This is a genomic window from Streptomyces tirandamycinicus (assembly GCF_003097515.1).
Lineage (GTDB): Bacteria > Actinomycetota > Actinomycetes > Streptomycetales > Streptomycetaceae > Streptomyces > Streptomyces tirandamycinicus.
Genome location: NZ_CP029188.1, coordinates 6930537 through 6946854 on the forward strand (window position 1 = coordinate 6930537; position 16318 = coordinate 6946854).

13 protein-coding genes are annotated in these 16318 nt (G+C 73.6%); 6 read left to right on the forward strand and 7 right to left on the reverse strand.

Annotation, left to right across the window (positions count from 1 at the left end; translation table 11 throughout):
* The first annotated feature begins 13 nt into the window (after positions 1 to 13).
* Positions 14 to 1549: a multicopper oxidase family protein gene (locus tag DDW44_RS29885; RefSeq protein ID WP_244224152.1), complete on the forward strand. Its 1536-nt coding sequence runs from the start codon at positions 14 to 16 to the stop codon at positions 1547 to 1549.
* A gap of 465 nt (positions 1550 to 2014) precedes the next feature.
* Here DDW44_RS29885 and DDW44_RS29895 read toward each other — a convergent pair whose 3' ends face one another.
* Positions 2015 to 2998 carry a LacI family DNA-binding transcriptional regulator gene (locus DDW44_RS29895; protein ID WP_425275711.1) on the reverse strand — a complete coding sequence of 328 codons (984 nt, stop codon included), beginning with the start codon at positions 2996 to 2998 and terminating at the stop codon, positions 2015 to 2017.
* A gap of 230 nt (positions 2999 to 3228) precedes the next feature.
* Here DDW44_RS29895 and DDW44_RS29900 point away from each other — a divergent pair, with 230 nt between their 5' ends.
* On the forward strand, positions 3229 to 4188 hold the full coding sequence (locus DDW44_RS29900; protein WP_108908438.1) for an ROK family protein: 960 nt from the start codon (positions 3229 to 3231) through the stop codon (positions 4186 to 4188).
* A gap of 85 nt (positions 4189 to 4273) precedes the next feature.
* Here the strand turns inward: DDW44_RS29900 and DDW44_RS29905 are convergent, their stop codons facing one another.
* A complete protein-coding gene (locus DDW44_RS29905; RefSeq protein WP_108908439.1) occupies positions 4274 to 5158 on the reverse strand; it encodes a DUF4394 domain-containing protein in 885 nt (294 codons plus the stop codon).
* A gap of 739 nt (positions 5159 to 5897) precedes the next feature.
* On the opposite strand from DDW44_RS29905, the gene DDW44_RS29910 reads away from it, so the two are divergent.
* Both DDW44_RS29910 and DDW44_RS29920 read left to right on the forward strand, forming a co-directional pair.
* Positions 5898 to 6827, forward strand: a complete 930-nt coding sequence (locus DDW44_RS29910; protein ID WP_108908440.1) for a peptidoglycan recognition protein family protein — start codon at positions 5898 to 5900, stop codon at positions 6825 to 6827.
* 341 nt (positions 6828 to 7168) lie between these two features.
* The gene (locus DDW44_RS29920) at positions 7169 to 8203 is read left to right on the forward strand and encodes an NUDIX hydrolase (protein WP_017949301.1); all 1035 of its coding nucleotides are present in this window, start codon (positions 7169 to 7171) and stop codon (positions 8201 to 8203) included.
* A 388-nt stretch (positions 8204 to 8591) separates the two neighbouring features.
* On the opposite strand, the gene DDW44_RS29925 is transcribed toward DDW44_RS29920, so the two are convergent.
* The gene (locus DDW44_RS29925; protein WP_108908441.1) at positions 8592 to 9956 is read right to left on the reverse strand and encodes a dipeptidase; all 1365 of its coding nucleotides are present in this window, start codon (positions 9954 to 9956) and stop codon (positions 8592 to 8594) included.
* A gap of 139 nt (positions 9957 to 10095) precedes the next feature.
* On the opposite strand from DDW44_RS29925, the gene DDW44_RS29930 reads away from it, so the two are divergent.
* The gene (locus tag DDW44_RS29930) at positions 10096 to 11403 is read left to right on the forward strand and encodes a geranylgeranyl reductase family protein (protein WP_244224153.1); all 1308 of its coding nucleotides are present in this window, start codon (positions 10096 to 10098) and stop codon (positions 11401 to 11403) included.
* A gap of 336 nt (positions 11404 to 11739) precedes the next feature.
* Here DDW44_RS29930 and DDW44_RS29935 read toward each other — a convergent pair whose 3' ends face one another.
* Positions 11740 to 12195, reverse strand: coding sequence for a nitroreductase family deazaflavin-dependent oxidoreductase (locus DDW44_RS29935; RefSeq protein ID WP_108908443.1), 456 nt, complete (start codon positions 12193 to 12195; stop codon positions 11740 to 11742).
* Positions 12196 to 12344: 149 nt separating this feature from the next.
* Between DDW44_RS29935 and DDW44_RS29940 the strand changes: the two genes are divergently transcribed.
* A complete protein-coding gene (locus tag DDW44_RS29940; RefSeq protein WP_108908444.1) occupies positions 12345 to 13091 on the forward strand; it encodes a TetR/AcrR family transcriptional regulator in 747 nt (248 codons plus the stop codon).
* Positions 13092 to 13194: 103 nt separating this feature from the next.
* Here the strand turns inward: DDW44_RS29940 and DDW44_RS29945 are convergent, their stop codons facing one another.
* From DDW44_RS29945 to DDW44_RS29955, 3 genes are all read right to left on the reverse strand, one after another.
* Positions 13195 to 13479, reverse strand: coding sequence for a DUF6332 family protein (locus DDW44_RS29945; RefSeq protein ID WP_108908445.1), 285 nt, complete (start codon positions 13477 to 13479; stop codon positions 13195 to 13197).
* Between the two features lie 225 nt (positions 13480 to 13704).
* Positions 13705 to 14445: a maleylpyruvate isomerase family mycothiol-dependent enzyme gene (locus DDW44_RS29950; RefSeq protein WP_108908983.1), complete on the reverse strand. Its 741-nt coding sequence runs from the start codon at positions 14443 to 14445 to the stop codon at positions 13705 to 13707.
* A gap of 444 nt (positions 14446 to 14889) precedes the next feature.
* The gene (locus DDW44_RS29955) at positions 14890 to 16281 is read right to left on the reverse strand and encodes an MFS transporter (RefSeq protein ID WP_108908446.1); all 1392 of its coding nucleotides are present in this window, start codon (positions 16279 to 16281) and stop codon (positions 14890 to 14892) included.
* Positions 16282 to 16318: the final 37 nt, after the last annotated feature.

Sequence of the window (16318 nt, forward strand, 5' to 3'; positions counted from 1 at the left end):
CGGGGGAGGTCCGGTGAGGCGCCGCACTGTGCTGAAGGGCGCTCTGGGCGGTGCGGGCGCCGTCGCCGCCGGTACGGGCGGCACGCTCGGGTGGTGGTGGGCGGCCGCGGGCACCGACACCGCGGGCGCCGTCGAGTTCGACCGGCGTCTGCCCATCCCGCCCCCGGCGAAGGCCCACCACGACGCCGGGGGCCGCAAGGTGTTCCACCTCCGCGCGGCACCGGGCAGTCACCGGCTGCGCCCCGGCCGCCCCACCGCGACCTGGGGCGTCAACGGCGCCTACCTCGGGCCCACCCTCCGCGCCGCACGCGGCGAGACCGTACGCGTGCACGTACGCAACGGCCTGCCGGAGGCGACGAGCCTGCACTGGCACGGCATGCACCTGCCCGCGCGGATGGACGGCGGTCCGCACCAGCCCGTCGAGCCGGGTGGGACCTGGTCCCCGACCTGGACCGTCGACCAGGCCGCCGCCACGCTCTGGTACCACCCGCACCCCCACGGCGGGACGGCCCGGCACGTGTACCGGGGGCTGGCGGGCCTGTTCCTCCTGGACGACCCGGAAGCGGAACCCACCGGCCCCGGCGGCGCCTCACTCCCCAGCCGGTACGGGGTCGACGACATCCCCGTCATCGTGCAGGACAAGCACCTCGACGAGGACAACCAGCTCGTCGAGAGCCACCCCCTCACGAGCGAGGTCGGCGTGCTCGGCGACGTGATCCTCGTCAACGGCGTCACCGGCCCGTACCTCCCGGCCGGCACGGAACGTGTCCGCCTGCGGCTGCTCAACGCCTCCAACGCCCGCATCTACCGCTTCGGCTTCGCCGACGACCGGCCCTTCACGCTCGTCGGCACCGACGGCGGGCTGCTCCCCACGCCGCACCGGACGACCCGCGTCCAGCTCTCCCCGGCGGAACGCGCCGAGATCGTGGTGACGCTGCGCCCCGGACAGCGTGCCGTCCTGCGCAGCTTCCCTCCCGACCTCGGTCTCAACGTCTGGGACCGCCGTTTCGCGGGCGGCGACGACACCCTGGACATCCTCGAGATCCGCCCGAACCGCACATTGGAGCCCTCGCCCCGGCTGCCGGACGAACTGGCCGCCGCACCGGCGCTGGCCGACAGGGACACCCCTGTGGACCGCAGGTTCGCACTGAACGGCTTCGCGATCAACGGCAAGAGCATGGACATGCGCCGCATCGACTTCGCCGCGACCCGGGGCGTCACCGAGATATGGGAGGTCACCGCCACCGACGGCGCACAGCACAACTTCCATGTGCATGACGTGCAGTTCCAGGTGCTCTCCGTCGACGGCGAGCCGCCGCCCCCCGAACTGGCCGGCTGGAAGGACACCGTCCACACACGCCCGGGCGTCCCCCTCCGCCTCGCGATGCGCTTCGACGACCACAGCGACGCCGCCGTGCCGTACATGTACCACTGTCACGTCCTCTACCACGAAGACCGGGGCCTGATGGGCCAGTTCGTGGTGGTCGAGCCGGGGCAGGAGCCGGGCGGGCCGGGTACCGAGAGCGGCGACGGCCATGGTCGCCACTGAAGCCGTACGCCCGGCCTGCACGGTGCGGCTCGCTCGCCCGCCCGCAGCGGAGACCGGCGGGACGGGGAGCCGACCCACCCGAGGGGACCACGCACGGGGACCATCCGCGTGCCCAAACCTGCGACCATCCGCGCGCCCGGACCTGCGACCGTGGTCACGGGAAGGCGGGCTCACGCAGTCAACTGCTGGAATCTCCGCCGGTAGTGAGCCTTCCCGGCCCGGACACAGCCGCACCGACGGCGACAGTCCTGCCGGGTTCGCGCTCGTCCGCGGTCTGACCACCCCCACGCGCGTGCTGAACAGCTTCTTCGTCGTGCGCGGGGCGCGGCGGACGGGGACTGAGCATCATGGCGGGGAAGTCGCCGAGCGGGACGCGCACGGCCCACGCCGGTCGGGGCAGGGCAGGCGCACACGTCGGGCGTACCGGCCGGGGGATGCGGGGGCGCCCGGCGCGCCGGGCGCGGTTCAGGCGCCGGGCGGAGGCACTTCGCCCGAGCCGCGGGCGAGGAGCCTGGTCGTCAGCTCCACCCGCGCCGGCGCCTCGGACACCCCGTCCAGCCGGCGGAACAGCCGCTCCGCGGCCGTACGGCCCAGCGCGGCGGAGTCCTGGGCGATCACCGTGATGCCGAGCAGATCGGCGAGCTCGATGTCGTCGAACCCGACGAGGGCGATCGGGGCTCCCCGCCCCGCCAGCAGCCGCACCACCGTGACCGTCACCCGGTTGTTGCCCGCGAAGAGGGCGGTGACCGGCTCGGGGCCGGACACCATCCCCTCCGTCGCCGCCCTCACCCGTGCGGGGTCCGTCGAGCCCAGGGACACCCAGCGGTCGTCCACCGGCAGCCCGGCGTCCGCCATCGCGGCCCGGTAGCCGCGCAGCCGCTCCGCGGCGGTGTGGATGCGCGGCTGGTCGCCGATGAACCCGATTCTCCGGTGTCCGTGGGCGATCAGATGCGCGACGCCCTCCCGGGCCCCGCCGTAGCTGTCGGACAGCACCACGTCCGCGTCGATCCGGCCGGCGGGCCGGTCCACGAACACCGTCGCGACACCCGCCTTGATCTCGGGCTCCAGATAGCGGTGGTCGTGGCCGGCGGGAATCACGATCAGGCCGTCCACCCGGCGGGCGCACAGCGCGAGCACCAGCTCCTGCTCCCGGTCGGGGTCCTCCGCGCTGGAGCCGTTGATCAGCAGTGCTCCGTGCGCTCGGGCGACCTCCTCCACGGCCCGGCTCAGCGGCCCGTAGAACGGGTCGGCCAGATCCTCCAGGACCAGCCCGATCGAGGCGGTGCGGCCCTTGCGCAGCACGCGCGCGCTGTCGTTGCGGCGGAACCCCAGTGCCTCGATGGCCTCCTGTACCCGGCGCTCGGTGTCCGGAGTGACGCCGGGCTCGCCGTTCACCACCCGCGAGACCGTCTTCAGCCCCACTCCGGCACGCGCGGCCACGTCCTTCATGGTGGGCCGGTTGCCGTAGCGGGTCTCGTTGCGGCGGGCGAACTCGGCCACGATGCGCGGTCCAATCGTCGTCGGGAGTGCCCGTCCGGGCCACCTGGCGGGTGTCGCGTGCGCCCGCTTCGGGGCTGTGCGAGGCTGTGGCGTCGAGCATAGAGCCTGGACAACGTTGTCATAGCCAGGGAGACTGGTCGTACAAGCCGCTGTTCCAGTTCCCGGGAGATCGCACACCGATGCATAACGACCTCGTCGCCGCGCTCGACATCGGCGGTACCAAGATCGCCGGAGCGCTGGTGGACGATAGCGGCAAAATTCTCGTCCGCGCGCAGCGGCCGACCCCGGCGCGCGAGGACGGGGAGACGGTGATGCGGGCGGTGGCGTCCGTGCTCGGGGAGCTCTGCGGCTCGCCCCGCTGGCTCGACGTCACCGCGGTGGGCATCGGCAGCGCGGGGCCGGTGGACGCGTCCGCAGGCACCGTCAGCCCGGTCAACGTCCCCGGCTGGCGGGGATTCCCGCTGGTGGACCGGGTGCGCACGGTCACCGGCGGACTGCCGGTGGAACTGGTCGGCGACGGGGTCGCCATGACCGCGGCCGAACACTGGCAGGGCGCCGCACGCGGCTACGACAACGCCCTGTGCATGGTCGTGTCCACCGGCGTCGGCGGCGGGCTCGTACTCGGCGGCAGGCTGCATCCGGGCCCGACCGGGAACGCCGGCCATATCGGCCACATCAGTGTGGACCTCGACGGCGACCTCTGCCCGTGCGGTGCGCGCGGCTGTGTGGAGCGGATCGCGAGCGGCCCCAACATCGCCCGCCGGGCCCTCGAGGACGGCTGGCGCCCCGGCGAGGACGGAGACTCCACCGCGGCCGCCGTGGCCGCCGCCGCCGCGGCGGGCGATCCGGTCGCCGTCGCCTCCTTCGAGCGCGCGGCGCAGGCGCTGGCCGCGGGAATCGCCGCCACCGCCACCCTCGTCGAGATCCGCATCGCCGTGATCGGCGGGGGAGTGGCGGGTGCCGGCGAGGTCCTCTTCGCCCCCCTCCGCCGTGCCCTGCACGACTACGCCAGGCTCTCCTTCGTGCGGGACCTCGCCGTGGCGCCGGCCCTGACGGGTACCGATGCGGGTCTGCTCGGCGCGGCCGCCGCGGTGTCGCCCGGCCCGCGGGGCCAGGCCGCGGCGACCGCGGCGGGTTGAGAACCGCCGGTGCGCGGGCGCGCGACGGTGCTGTGCCGGGTCGACGCTCCGGCACAGCACCGGTCGGAGGCGGGGATCGGCCGGGTCAGCTTCCGTTGACGTTCTCGGGCTTGCGCTTCCCGGGGCCACCGTCGTCGTCGTCGCCGTCCTGGTCCTGGGTCAGAGGCAGGGAGACGTCGACCACCTGGACCGGGAACGCCTCGCCGACCCTCGTGGCCTCACCGGTCAGCAGGTCCACCCGGTAGAAGCCGGTGCTGCCGCCGGCCGTCTGGAGCGAGGCGAAGCCCTGGTTGGTGGCCTTGGCCGAGGAGTGGATGTCGAATCCGGCGGGGAGGGAGGCGGCCACGCCCAGGTCGCCGGTGGACTCGAAGAGACCGTCGTTCGGCGGGGACACGATCCCGACCTGGTCGCCGGTGGTGTCGATGACGAACAGGGTGGCGTCCGTGAACGGGTCCATGTCGTTGTTGGTGTAGGCCGCGCCGCTCGCCCCGAGGACCGTGAGCGGGGTGTCCACCTCCGTGTTCCCGTCCTCGACGTTGTGGCGGAGGTTCTGCCCCGTGTTGCTGACGATCCGCAGCCGGTTGGCGGACGCACTGAAGTCCACGCCGAAGTGGGTGCCGTCTAGTGCCGTCTCCAGCTGGTGGAGGAGGGTGGCCTGAGCGGTCTCATCGTCGATGGTGTACACGCCGCCCGCGTTGCCGATGCCGTACAACCGGCCGTCCTGCGGCCGGTAGTCGATGCCGACCAGCATCGTGTCCTGCTGCAGTCCTGTGACGACGCCGATCTCCGTGACGTTCTGCGGACGGTTGGCGCGGAACTGCACGAGCCTCTGGTCGCTGGTCAGACCCGTAACGGTCAGTCCGTTGCTGCCGCCGTTCTCGTTGCCTCCGTCATCCAGACCGACGGCGGTTGCCGGCGCGGCCGTGGCGATGGAGGCCGCGAGGGCAAGAGCGATTACTGCTGCACGCATGAGATCTCCGAGATCTGTTCGGACGCCCCCATCCGATGAGGCGTCAACACGCCGACGATAAGCATGTAAATCACCGTATAGCTCTCTGAATAGACCCATAAGGCGTCGTCTGCTGCTCCGACCGAGGGACGGGTTCGCCGGCGTGTCGTGGGTGCCGCCCGGCGTGGCGGTCCCGTTGCCGTACGCCCGGACGGGGAAGGTGGCCGTACCCTCGTCGTTCCTCGTGTGGCCCGGCTCCCGTCCGTACGTCACCCGCCGCCGTCCGGCCCGCGCTGGGGCGTGCGGGACCCGGTCGGGCCGGGGCGTGCGGACCTGATCGTGCCGGGGCGTGCACGGACGCGCCCCGCTCGGGCCGGTGGTTCGGTGCGTGCGCCGCGCGTGCGGGGACGTGCCTCGCACCGAAAGGCCGTTACCGGGGGTTTCCCGGGCCGCTGCCTGCGGCATCACGGACATGGGCACGACACAAGGGGGTGCTCGCATGACCAGGTACCCGGGCGCCACCGCGTACGAGTCGCAGCTCCGGTGGGACGGCCTCCCGCCGGTTCGAAAGCCACCCCACCCCACGTCCCGTGTCCCCGGGCCGCTGGTGGCGGCGGCGGCCGGTGCCCCCGGCTCGCGGCCCCCGGCCCGGGGACATCGCTCCCGGGACCGCCCGCCGCACGGGCGCCCGTGTCCGTCGGCAGTGCAGGTGACGGCGCTCGTGCCGTCGTCCCTTCGGGGAGAGGAAGGAGGGACCCCGATGGCCTGGTGCCCGTTCGCCAGAAAGATGGAGCTCCAACCCGAGAGTGACGGCCAGCCGGCGATCCGGCCTACGCAGGTGATCTTCCACAGCATCGCCGCCCCGTGGAGCGTGGACCGGCTCTTCGAGTACTGGAAGTCCACCTCACTCGAAAGCCACTTCGGCCTCGACTACGCCGGCGACCTGGGCCAGTTCATCGGCACCGAGACCCGCGCCGACGCCAACGCGGGGGCCAACCGGCGCCCGGACGGCACGGGCGCCGTCTCGATCGAGACGGCGTCGAACACCAAGGCGTCGGACCCCTGGACCGACAAGCAGGTCGAGAAGCTGATCGCCCTCGGCAGCTGGCTGCACCACCGGCACGGCATTCCGCTGCGGGTCTGCCGTTCCGCCTCCGACCCCGGCTACGGCTACCACCGTCTGTACGCCGACTGGTCGGTGTCCGGCACCGCCTGCCCGGGCGACGCCCGGGTGAGCCAGTTCAGGAACGTCGTCTTCCCCGGAATCGTCGACCGCGCGACCGGACAGAGCCCACCCCTGGAGGACCCCGACATGCCGTCCATGCTGAACGAGTCCAACGCCGTGGACGTCTCGCTCCGTTCCGGCGTCTGGACGGGCCTGGCCTTCACGGACGCAGTGGTGCACTCGGGGCCGCGGCGCCACTCGACCCTGGTCCACCTGCTGTTCAGCGACAGCACCCACAAGGAGGCGCGCATCGAGGGCCGGTTCTATCTGACGGACACCGCCGGAGGGAACCCGTCCGCGTACCTCACGGTCACCGCGAAGGGGCCCGGCGGCCATCAGTTCCAGTGCAGCGCCGACGTGCCCACGGGCCGTCATCTCCGGTTCGAGGTCCGGGCCACCACACCGGACGGGTCGTCGGTGCGGCTGCTCCACCGCGTGGTGTCGGGGCCGTACTGGGCCCTGTGACCCGGGGCTGACCGCCCGGCGGGACCGGGGCCCTGCCGGGGGATCACGACGAGGAACGCGTCGGAGTCCAGGTCCATCACGACCTCCGCCGGGACGCCCTCGTCCCGGCGTGCCCGCGCGAACTCCTCGGCCGGCCAGCTTCCTCGTGGGCCACCGGCGGGAAATCTCTCCAGCACCGTTCGGCGCACCTCGCACCCCCTTGCTCGTTCCTGATCCCCAACGAACCTCCGTGCGGATGTGTTACGGCCCGGTCGCACGACGGGCCGTGACACATCCGGAGTGACGTTTCCGTGGCAGGGTGTTGCGGGCAGTCCACAGGGGGCTACGGAGGAGGGGGAACCGTGATCGTCTGGATCAACGGTGCGTTCAGCGCGGGCAAGACGACCACTGCTCGCGAGCTGATCGATCTGATCCCGAACAGCACGTTGTACGACCCCGAAGTGATCGGCGGTGCGATGCGGGCCCTGCTGCCGCAGAAGCGGCTGGCCGAAGTGACGGACCACCAGGACCTGCCGATCTGGCGCCGGCTGGTCGTGGACACCGCGGCCGCGCTGCTCGCCGAGGTCGGCGGGGTGCTGGTGGTCCCGATGACCCTGCTGAGGCAGGAGTACCGCGACGAGATCTTCGGTGGTCTCGCCGCGCGCCGGATCCCGGTGCGGCATGTGCTCCTCCGCACGGACGAAACGATCCTGCGGGCGCGGATCGCCACCCGCGAGGACCCGGGCGTCCCCGGCGGGCTCCCGGGGGAGGCCGACGCCCGCGACCACGTGGAGCGCTACCGCACCGCCCTCGGCTGGCTGGCCGCCGACGCCCACGTCGTCGACAACTCCCGCCTCACACCGAGGGAGACCGCTCGGACGGTGGCCGAGGCCGTCCGCTCCGGCGCCGCCGCGGTCAGCGACATCGTGCAGACGGCGGAACCGACGGCCGAGACCCTCGCGGCCGGTGTTCTGCTCTTCGACGAACAGGACCGGGTGCTGCTCGTCGACCCCACCTACAAACCCGGCTGGGAGTTCCCCGGCGGTGTCGTGGAGTCCGGCGAGGCCCCGGCGCGCGCGGGGATCCGGGAGGTCGCCGAGGAGATAGGGATCGAGCTCGACGCCGTACCGCGGCTGCTCGTCGTCGACTGGGAGCCGCCCCGGCCACCCGGCTACGGAGGGCTCCGGCTGCTCTTCGACGGAGGACGGCTCACCTGCGACGACGCCGCCGCGCGGGTGAGCCTGCCCGGGGCCGAACTGCGGGGCTGGCGCTTCGCGTCGGAGGAGGAGGCCGCCGGGATGCTGCCCCCGGTCCGGTACGAGCGGCTCCGCTGGGCCCTGCGCGCACGGGAGCGGGGGACCGTGCTCAATCTGGAGGCGGGCGTGCCCGTCGGCTGAAACCCGTGCCGGGCCCACAGTCGCCGCCCGCACCCCGGCGCACTCCGCACGCACCCCGGCCGCACTGCGGACGCACCCCGGCCGTGCGCCGTGCGCCGGGTCCAGGATCCACGTGCCGGCCGCCCCGTGCCCCTGCGGTCCCGTGCCGGCGGCCCACGGGGCGGCGCATCGGTCGGCTCATCGGTCGGCTCATGGAGCCGCAGTGGATGAGGCGCCGTATCGGCTCATGGCGCCGCACCGGATGGGCGCCGTATCGGCTCACGGAGCCGCACCGGAGGACGCGCCGCGTCGGCTCATGGCGAAGCGTCGGCCGCGGCGGCGCCCAGCACGGCCGCCGCCTCGGCGTGCCTCGCAGGGAGGGCGGACCCCGGCCGGGGCCGGCCTCCCGTCAAGCCCGGCGGGAGCGTGCGTAGTTGACCAGGAAGTGCGCCTCGGCCACGGACAGCCGCTCCAGCTCCTCCGGCGAGACGCTCTCGTTGACGGCGTGGATCCGGGCGTCCGGCTCGCTCAGCCCGATCAGCAGGATCTCCGCCGACGGGTACAGCTCGGAGAGCGTGTTGCACAGCGGGATCGAACCGCCCATGCCGGCGGTCTGCATCTCCTGGCCCGGGTAGGCGATCCGCATGGCGTCCGCCATCGCCGTGTACGCCGGGCTGCCCGCATCGGCGAGGAACGGCTGGCCCTGGCCGACCTGCTCGACGCTCACCCGCGCGTTCCACGGTGTGTGCTTCTCGATGTGCGCGAAGAGCAGCTTCGTCGCCTCGGCGGCGTCCTGGCCGGGCGGTACCCGCAGGCTGATCTGCGCACGGGCGCTCGCCGGCACGGACGGGGCGGCGCCCGCGACGGGGGAGCAGTCGATGCCGACGACCGTGACGGCGGGGCGCGCCCAGATCCGGTCGGCGACGGTGCCGCGGCCGATCAGGTCCACCCCGTCGAGGACCCTGGCGTCCGTGCGGAAGTCCGCCTCCGGGTACTGGATCCCCTCCCAGACGGCGTCGGCGTCCAGCCCCTCGACCACCGTCGAACCGTCCTCGGCGCGCAGCGAGTCCAGGACGCGGATCAGCGCCGCCAGGGCGTCGGGGGCGGCGCCGCCGAACTGGCCCGAGTGCAGATTGCCCTCCAGGGTGTCGACGGTGACCCGAACCGTCGTCATACCGCGCAGCGTCGCGGTGACGGTGGGCACACCCACCCGGAAGTTGCCGGCGTCACCGATGACGATCGCGTCGGCGGCGAGCAGGTCGGGGTGGGCCTCGGCGTACCGCTCGAGGCCGCCGGTGCCCTGCTCCTCCGAGCCCTCGACGATCACCTTGACCGAGACGGGCACTCCGCCGTTCGCCCTGAGGGCGCGCAGTGCGAGCAGATGCATGATGAAGCCGCCCTTGCAGTCCGCGGCGCCGCGGCCGTACCAGCGGCCGTCGCGCTCCGTGAGCTCGAACGGGGGCGACAGCCACGCCGACTCGTCGAGCTTCGGCTGCACGTCGTAGTGGGCGTACAGCAGCACGGTGGGAGCGCCCTCGGGGCCGGGAAGGAAGCCGTACACCGACTGCGACCCGTCGGGGGTGTCCAGCAGCGCCACGTCCCGGAAACCCTCCGAGCGCAGTGTGTCCGCGACCCAGCCGGCGGCGGCCTCGCACTCGCTCCTGGGCGCCACCGCCGGATCCGCCACCGACTCGAACGCCACCAGTTCCGCGAGCTCCGCCTTCGCGCGCGGCATCAGGGATGCGACGGTCTCGGCGATCGGATTCGCGGTCATGGGCACGCTCCTTGTGGGTGCGACGTTGTGTGTAGTGCGAAGGTACGGCGATCCTCCCACAGCGGGACGGGCGGAGGCAGCGCCGTAGGATGCCGTGGAGACCTTGGGCCGAGCGTCGGATCGGGAGCAGAAGCACATCGTGAGCAGCGAGAACGCAGATGCCGCCAGCGGGCGGGACGAGCCGGTGTGGGACGTCGTCGTGGTCGGCGCGGGGCCCGCGGGAGCGTCGGCGGCCTACGCGGCCGCGGTGACGGGCCGGCGGGTGCTCCTCCTGGAGAAGGCCGAACTGCCTCGTTACAAGACCTGCGGCGGCGGGATCATCGGCCCGTCGCGGGACGCGCTGCCGCCCGGTTTCGAACTGCCCCTGAAGGACCGGGTGCACGCGGTCACGTTCTCGATGAACGGACGGCTGGCCCGGACGCGGCGCTCCCGGCGGATGCTGTTCGGGCTCGTCAACCGCCCGGAGTTCGACGCCGCGCTGGTGGAGCACGCCGAGAAGGCCGGCGCCGTCCTGCGCACCGGGGTCACCGTCGTCCGGGTCGAGCAGCACGGGCCTGCCGTGCCCGACCGCCGCACCGTGGCGGTCGTACTCGCCGGCGGGGAGACCGTCCTCGCCCGCGCGGTGGTCGGGGCGGACGGCAGCGCAAGCCGCATAGGGGCGCACGTCGGCGTGAAGATGGACCAGGTGGATCTGGGCCTGGAGGCCGAGATCCCGGTGCCCGCGACGGTCGCGGAGGACTGGGCGGGCCGGGTGCTCATCGACTGGGGCCCCATGCCGGGGAGTTACGGCTGGGTCTTCCCCAAGGGCGACGTGCTCACCGTCGGGGTGATCTCGGCCCGCGGAGAGGGCGCCGCGACCAAGCGCTATCTCGAGGACTTCATCGCCCGGCTGGGACTGGCCGGGTTCGAGCCGGCCGTCTCCTCCGGGCACCTGACCCGCTGCCGCAGCGACGACTCCCCGCTGTCCCGCGGGCGGGTGCTGGTCTGCGGTGACGCGGCGGGGATGCTGGAGCCGTGGACCCGGGAGGGCATCTCCTTCGCACTGCGCTCGGGCCGGCTGGCCGGGGAGTGGGCGGTACGGGTCGCCGAGGCCGGCGACGCCGTCGACGCGCGGCGCCAGGCGCTGAACTACGCCTTCGCCGTCAAGGCGGGGCTCGGCGTGGAGATGGGTGTCGGCAGGCGGATGCTCTCGGTGTTCGCGCGGCGCCCCGGGATCCTGCACGCCGTGATCACGGGTTTCCGTCCGGCCTGGACGGCGTTCTCGGACATCACGCGCGGGGCCACGACCCTGGCCGGCATCGTGCGCTCGCACGGGATGGCGCGGCGCGCCCTGGAGGCCATGGACCGCTCCCGTCCCGCGCCCACGGCGCAGGACGGCGCTGTGGACGGTGCCGCGGACGCCGCCGACGGACGGGACGGGACGGCCGGATCGCGGGCCGCCTCCTGACCGCTGCCCGCGGGTGACGATCCGGAGGTCCGGGTGCGGTCCCCGCGAGCCCGGCGCCGCCGGGGCACCGGGTCGTGGGTGGCCGGGTTCTGGGTGGCCGGGTCCCGGTGCGTGCAGGAGTCCGTGGGCGTGCCGGGGTCTTCGGGTGTGGCGCAGTCCTCGGGTGTGGCGGAGTCACTTCCGTGGCGGCGGCACCGGGATACCGGAGTCACCCGAATACGGGGGTGACCCGGGTGGCGGGATCACTTCCGTACGGATCACTTCCGTACGGATCAATTCCGTGCCGGACGGTCTGCGTGCGGGCTCACTTCCGCACCCGACGGCGTCCGTACCGGCTCAATTCCGAGTGGTGATCAGGAACACCGGATGGTCCGGGGCGGCCGCCAGGATCTCCGCGTCGGAGGACTTGGCGGTCACGCCGTTGAAGTACTGCGCGACCTCCCAGCCCCAGCGCTTCAGGTAGGCCCGCAGGACCGGGAGCTTCTCGGCGTCGTCCGTGACCTCGACGGCCGTGAAGCGGCGCACCCTGCGGCCCACGCGGAGTTCCCCGCCGCCCGCCGCGCGCATGTTGCGGACCCACTGCGAGTGGCCGCGTGCCGAGACCAGGTACTGCGCGCCGCCGTGGCTGTGCGGATTGACCGGGATGCGCTGCATCCGGCCGCTCTTTCGGCCCCGCACGGACAGTTCGGCTGACCCGAGGAGGCTGATGCCGTGGCGCGCCAGCCGGCCGACGAGGTTGTTGAAGCGCTGTGCGACAGGTCCGGCCTTGATGTAGTGCGGCGACGGCGACATGGCGACCTCCAACGGCGGAACCCGGACGGGACGAATCCGGGGCGAGCAGTGCTCTCTCTTGTGAGCAGTGTGCACCCAGGCCGACCGCCGAGGCAAGAGCAATGCTCTCGTCGTGGGCTGGTGCTTCAGAACGTGGAACACTGCTCCGCATGGACACCGAGCGCCCCACCGGCCGTGCTCCCGGCAGCCTCGCCCCCGCCGCCGTCCGGGGGGCCAGGCAGCGGGCCCGAGACGAGATCACCGCGGCCATCAAGGACGAGGCGCGAAGGCAGCTCGCCGCCGACGGTGCCGCCAAGCTGTCCCTGCGTGCGGTCGCCCGGGAGCTCGGCATGGTCTCCTCGGCGCTCTACCGCTACTTCCCCAGCCGTGACGAACTGCTCACCGCGCTGATCGTGGACGCCTACGACGCCGTGGGCGTCGCCGCCGAGACGGCCGCGGGGACGGTCGGGGATCCGCTCACCCGTTGGGGGGCCGTCTGCGCCGCCGTCCGCGCCTGGGCGCTCGAGCATCCCCACGAGTACGCGCTGATCTACGGCTCGCCCGTACCCGGTTACGCCGCCCCGCGGACGACCGTCGAGCCCGCCTCCCGGGTCGGCCTCGCCCTCGTGGGTATCGCGCGCGACGCCCAGCGCGGACCGGGTACCGCACCACCCGGACTCCCGGACGGCCTCCGCCCCGAGGCCGAGCGGATCGCCGCGGACCTCGCGCCCGGGCTGCCGCCGGAACTCGCGGCCTCGCTGGTCGCCGCCTGGTCGCAGCTCTTCGGTCTGATCTCCTTCGAGGTGTTCGGGCAGTACCACCGGGTGGTGGAGGACAGGGACGCGTTCTTCGCACACGCGGCGGAGCGGCTCGGCCGGGAGGCGGGGATCGTCCCGTCGGCCGGAGACCGGAGCTGACCCGGGACGACGGTGGGGCAGGGCAGGGCAGGGGAGGACACCCGACCCGAACCGTCGCCCTGGCCTGCCACCTACGGGACCGGGCCCGACGCGTCGGCCCGGCCTACGCGTCGGGGCTGGTCCGGTCCGGCTGACCGGGCGCAACTCGCCGACCCACCTGGCGCGCATGCCGTCGCAGCACCGTGACCACCCGGATCGGGAACACCAGCCCGGCGGCGGTCGTGGCCGCGAGGAGCAGCCCCAGCTCGACGGCGTACGGCATGGTGAACATCAGCTTCGGTCCCGCGATCAGCCCGAAGACCACCGCCGCCGCGAAAGTCGCGCTGCACAGCGCGTAGCCGATCTCGACGGTCGTCTCGTCCCGCTGTGCCTGTGTACGCTCCCCCATGCGAAGAGTGTCACAAGGGCCACGGTGAGCAGGCAATCCCCGGCCCGTGCCGCCTCGTTGGCCGTCCCGCCGCATCCCGCCGCATCCCGCCGCATCCCGCCGCATCCCGCCGCCTCCCGCCGCCTCCCGCCGTGTCGACACGACAAGCGCGATCACCCTGACGCCCACGGGCGCGCGGAGGCCGTCCGGGACCCGCACACCCCCGGTGGCGTCGGGACGGGACCCTCAGGCCCAGGTGATCGCGGACTTCTCCCGCCACAGACGGGCGATGTCCGCGTCCCCGTCCAGGGTCACGGCGGTGAGCGGAAGCCGGTTCCAGAGCACGAGGTGGAGCCGCCCTGCCGGGCCGCTCAGCTCGCAGTCCGCCGGTCCTTCCGACGAGCGTTCGGCACGCGGTGGTTCGGCCGACAGGCGTACGGTCCAGACGTCACCGGTGTCCGTGGTCCGCACCCGCAGCACCTTCGGTGCGTCGGTCCGCACCGGGCTTCGTCGGCGGCCGTGGAACGCGCACAGCAACTCGTCCACACCGTCGGCCGCCAGCCGCTGCGGTACGGGGCCCGGCTCGCCCAGCGCCGACTCCGCGTCCGCGCGGTGCACGGCCGTCTCATGGGTCTGGCGGCGCGCCCAGAAGGCGAGCGGGGAGGCTGCGGGGAGGAACGTCCAGCAGTCGAGGTCGTCCGGGGCGTTGGAGAGCGCGTCCACCAGCAGCCCGTGCCCTTCCCGGAACCAGTCCAGCAGCGCCGCACCGTCCAGGTCCGGGTCACCGGCGGCCGGGCGGTACCCGGTGTGCCGCTCGGCCACGAACGCCGTCGCCCAGCGGTGCACCATGCCGGTGTGCCGCAGCAGATCCCCGATCCGCCACCCGGGACAGGTCGGCACGGCCGCGTCCGGGCCGGCCGCCGCGGCGGCTCCGGCCAGCAGACGGCCCTCCTCGTTCAGGTGCGCGATGAGCTCGGTTGTCTCCACACCGGGGATTCTGCCGGAGGCGCCGGGACAGCGGTACGCCACCGGGGAGTTCCGGCGCCGGAGTGCGGTCGGGAGACGGCCGGTCGGGAGACGGTAGGACAGGGGGCGGCAGAACAGGAGGTGGTACGGCGGGAGTTGGTGGGGCATGGAGGCGGCAGGACGAGGAAGTGGTGCGACGAGGGAAAGCGGTGCGACGAGGAGACCGTGCCGCGGGATCCTTCGGGCGTGTGCGGCCCCCCTGTGCCGCACGGCTCGCGGCCGCCGAGTAACACACGGCTCGCGGCGGCCGGGCAGCGGGACGGAGCAGGGCGGCCGCCGGGACGGGTACGGAGGCAACGACGCCAGGGCCGGCGGTACCGGGTGGGTCCCGCCGCGGGGCACCGGTGGCGAGCCCGCGAACAGGCCGGCCCCGGACGGTTCCACGCGGGCCGTGGGACGGTCGCGTCAGCGAGGCTCGGCCCGGCACCGCTGCTCCGAGGCCCTGCCGACGGGCGACCGCCGTCCCCCGCCCCGCTCCGCCGCGGTGCTCTCCACCGTGGTGTCCCCGTCCATGGAGCCCTCCACCGTGGTGCCCTCGTCCATGGTGTTCCCTTCGCCGGTGTCCCCGTCCGCGGCCCCGCGAGCGGCGTACCCGATCACCGCGGCCACGGCGGCGAGCGCGGCCACCGTCGTCAGCGCCATCGGCAGCGAGAACCAGTCCGCGAGGAAGCCGATGGCGGGGGGCCCGAGCAGCATGCCGCCGTAGCCCAGCGTGGAGGCCGTCGCCACGCCGCGCGGTCCGGCGAGCGCGCCCGCCCGTGCCACCGCCACGGGGAAGATGTTCGCGAGCCCGAGACCGGTCACCGCGAAGCCCAGCAGGGCGAGCCAGACCGTCGGCGCCAGGGAGCCGAGCAGCATTCCGGCGGCGGCGGTCACCCCGCCCGCGACCAGGGTCCGGGTCTGCCCGAGCCGTTCCAGCATGGTCGTGCCGGAGAGCCGTCCCGCGGTCATCGCCAGCGCGAACAGCGAGTACCCGGCGGCCGCCACGCCCGCGTGCGCCCCCAGGTCCTGCTCCAGATGGAGCGCTCCCCAGTCGGCGAGCGCTCCTTCGCCGTATGCGGTGCACAGGGCGATGACGCCGAAGACCACCACGAGTCGGCGCGTGCGACGGGAGAGGCGCTCCGGGCCGCCTGCGGGTCCGTCGGGGGATGCGGTCCGTTCGTCTGCGCGTGTGCCGGGGGACGCCGCCCGGCCGGTGCCGTCGTGGCCCGTGGGAGAGGGGGACCGCAGGAGAACCGGCCCGGCGGCGGCGGTGACGACCAGCCCGGTCGCGGTGAGCACGAGCAGGTGGGAGGCGGGGGAGAGACCCGCGGCCACCAGCCCGCCGAGGCCCGCGCCGATCATGCCGCCCAGGCTGAAGGCCGCGTGGAAGCCGGGCATGACGGGCCGTCGAAGCGCGGCGACCAGATCCACGGCGGCGCTGTTCATGGCCACGTTGATCCCGCCGTAGGCGGCACCGAACACCAGCAGGACCAGGCCCAGGGCGAGCGGGGAGTGCGTCTGCGCGGGCAGTGCGATGCCGAGGGAGAGCAGGACCGCGGCCGCCACGGTCAGCGGACGGCTGCCGAAGCGCGCGCACAGGCGCCCGGTGAGCGTCATCGTCACCACGGCCCCGGCGGACACGCCGAGGAGGGCGAGACCGAGGTCGCCGGCCGAGGCGCCGGTCTGCTCCTTGATGGCGGGGATGCGGACGACCCAGCCGGCGAAGAGGAAGCCGTCGAGGGCGAAGAAGACGGTGAGCGCGATGCGGAGTCGGACGAGGGAGCGGGAGGGAGCAAGTTTGTTTAGCAGCGGCACAAACTTAGGATAGGGGACGGCCGCCCTGCCGCCCAAT